This is a genomic window from Ignatzschineria sp. LJL83, assembly GCF_054871845.1.
Genome location: NZ_JBTXLY010000025.1, coordinates 1 through 2,336, shown reverse-complemented (window position 1 = coordinate 2,336; position 2,336 = coordinate 1). Strand labels below are relative to the sequence as shown.

1 protein-coding gene is annotated in these 2,336 nt (G+C 40.1%); it reads right to left on the bottom strand.

Annotated elements, in window-relative coordinates:
* The coding region (locus ACYSN2_RS11045) for an invasin domain 3-containing protein (protein ID WP_461750305.1) at window positions 1-2,336 on the bottom strand (2,336 nt) is incomplete at both ends.

Sequence of the window (2,336 nt, the reverse complement as noted above, 5' to 3'; positions counted from 1 at the left end):
TTCGCTGTGAAACGTGTTTTTGTAATATCCGCTTCACCTGCAATATAAGTCACTCTTTCACGTTGACCATTTGCACCCTCATTTGCGCCTAATCTAAAGCCAATATCATCAAAACCAGCTTTGCTAGATTTAACTGTCGCAATATACTTTCCGTTATCTCCTGCTTCTACCGTTGGTTGGACTGCGATAGCACCTGTATCAACACCTGTTAATTCAACAAGTCCTTCCACAGCATCTGTCACATTATTACCAAATCCATCTTTAAACTGAATGGTAATAGTAGATAGATCACTATCATTCGCCACAATTTCACTTGGCTCTACCGTCAAGGTTGAGCGACTAAGGTTCACTCTTCCTGCCGTATAAGTAATAGAAGCGGTAGCAGTTGCCGGTGTTGCAGATCCTTCTACTGTAAAGCCAACATCTTCAATGCCTGCCACTGTAGAGGTAATCGTACCAATATAAGTACCATTTGCTTGATGGATTAATACTTTAGAATCACTGTTATTAACACGACCCATCTCTAAGATCAACGTTACATCACCTTGTTTCGTGGTGATTGCGTTATCAAAAGCATCTTTAAGTTGAACAATCACATTCGCTCTTTCAACATTATTTGCAGTAATGCTTGATGGGTTGATGACGATTGTAGACTTAGTTAGATCCACAGCTCCTGCTGTATACGTTAATACTTTTTCTGCTTGCGCTAAATCTCCATTATAAGTAAAGCCAATCGTATCTAAACCTGCTTCCGTAGAGATAATCGTTCCACGATAGAGCCCTTCACTCACATGTGTTAGTTCAAATCCATTACCAACACCATTCGTTAATTGCCCTTTCTCAATGCCGGTTAAGATTACTGTTCCTACATTTTCTGTCGGTTTATTACCCTCTTGATCTAACAATTGGACTGTAACAGTTGCGACTGTTTCACCATCTGCAACAATTGTTTCTGGAGTGATGTGTAACTCTGAACGAACTAAGCTAATACCACCTGTTTGGTACGTGAGGGTGACTTGACTATTATCACCTTGACCTGTGCCAACACCATTAATCGTATAACCAAAGGTTTCACTGTCCGCAACCTTAGATGTTACGTTCGTCGTATAACGCCCATTTGATGAATACGTTAATCTACCGTTATTTTCAACATCTCCAATATCGGTACTTCTTGTTAGAACAACGTTATCTCCAGATGCTCTTGTTAAAATGTCATTACCAAATGCATCTCGAAGTTGTACAGTGATGACAGATGTTTCGATACCATCCGCTTCAATCGTCATTGGCGATGCAGTGATGATTGTTTGTGTTAAATCAATCTCACCGGCAATATATCGAATTTGCGCAGCTGCCGCACCACTGATAACTTCACCATCTCCTTCATTGAGAGAGAAGGTAATACTATCTGTTTGGTTCGCAACTTGAGATTTAATGGTCGCTGTATAGGTTCCATTATTATGATCTTGAATATTCTCACCAGCCATAGGTGTTGGAATCCCAAATGGTCCTGTTTCACCTTGTACGCCATTGAAAATAAGCTTCACATTACCTTGGGATTCTTTCAGGGCATTCCCTTGAGAATCTCGTAGCTCAACAGTAATCAACGCTTCTTCAACATTATCTGCAACAATAGATGTCTTATCTACGTAAATCACAGATTGCGTCATATCTACGCTTCCTGGGAGATACGTTAAGGTTGTGAAATCTGTTCCTTGCTCATTTGCTAAAGTTTCGAAACGAATCTCTTCTTCAATACCGGCTGTTGTAGACGTTAAATCAAGTTCAAAACGACCATTTGCCACATACGTTGCAGGAATCTTCGCATTGCTTTGCGCTGCTAAATTAACACCTAAAATGTTAATTCCTCCTACAGCATTCGTCGTTAAGTTATTACCAAATCCATCTTTAAGTTGAACAACAATCGTAGAGATCTCTTTTCCATCCGCTAAAATAGTATTTGGTCGAGCCTCAATCGTTGTTTTGCTTAAATCATATTGACCAGCGGTATAACGAACTGTTGCAGTATCATCTGCCGCTACTGGATCATCATTCAATCTAAAACCGAACGTTTCTGTTCCTGTTTTATCCGAATAAACGGTCGCTGTATAAGTTCCTTGATCCGTAGCACTTAACTCACCAATACTTCCTGTTGAGAATATTTCAACTTTATCTACACGTGTAGTTACAAGGTTGTTATTCGCATCACGTAATTCTACTGTTAGCGTAGAGGTAATCTCTCCTGCACTCACTTCGATAGAATCAGGCATTGAACGGATAATTGATGTAGAAGCGTCTGCTTTACCTGCTGTATAAGTCACGGTTGCAGAACTACTTGC